This window comes from Pseudomonas sp. K5002 (genome assembly GCF_013386655.1).
Lineage (GTDB): Bacteria > Pseudomonadota > Gammaproteobacteria > Pseudomonadales > Pseudomonadaceae > Aquipseudomonas.
This window is the reverse complement of the sequence record NZ_JACARK010001078.1, coordinates 1-578: the sequence shown is the minus strand read 5'-3', so window position 1 is coordinate 578 and position 578 is coordinate 1. Positions and strand designations below refer to the sequence as shown.

The window sequence follows — 578 nt, the reverse complement described above, 5'->3', positions numbered from 1 at the left end:
GATGTGGCCCGAGTATGTGCACGCCGAAGACATCAATGCCCTCGGCTACGGCGGTGCCGTGTTGGTAGTGCTGGGGTCCGCGACCGTGGCGTTGGCGCCATCGCTGTTCGCCGGGCTCAGGGCCCGGCGTGCACGATTGGCGTCTTAATGACCGGCTTCCAGCATGTTTTCCGGACGCACCCACTGGTCGAACTCTTCGTCCGTGAGATAGCCCAGCTTCAGCGCCGCTTCCCGTAGGGTCAGCCCTTCGGCATAGGCCTTCTTGGCAATCTCGGCGGACTTGTCGTAGCCGATGTGCGGGTTCAGCGCAGTCACCAGCATCAGGCCACGCTCAAGGTGCGCGGCCATTTGCTCGGCGTCGGGTTCCAGGCCGGCGATGCAGTGCTCCTGGAAGTTGCTGCAACCGTCGGCCAGCAGGCGGATCGATTCCAGCAGGTTGTGGATGATCACCGGCTTGTACACGTTCAACTGCAAGTGGCCCTGGCTGGCGGCGAAGCCAATGGTCACGTCATTGCCCAGCACCTGGCAGGCCAGCATCGACAGCGCTTCGCACTGGGTCGGGTTGACCTTGCCGGGCA

Annotated in this window: 2 pseudogenes; one reads left to right on the top strand and one right to left on the bottom strand. The window is 63.7% G+C overall.

What is annotated here, in order from left to right:
• A pseudogene (locus HX846_RS39980) lies at positions 1-148 on the top strand (EamA family transporter); the annotation flags it as partial.
• Here the strand turns inward: HX846_RS39980 and HX846_RS33335 are convergent.
• Positions 145-578: pseudogene (locus tag HX846_RS33335) on the bottom strand (class II fumarate hydratase); the annotation flags it as partial. The pseudogenes HX846_RS39980 and HX846_RS33335 overlap by 4 nt on opposite strands.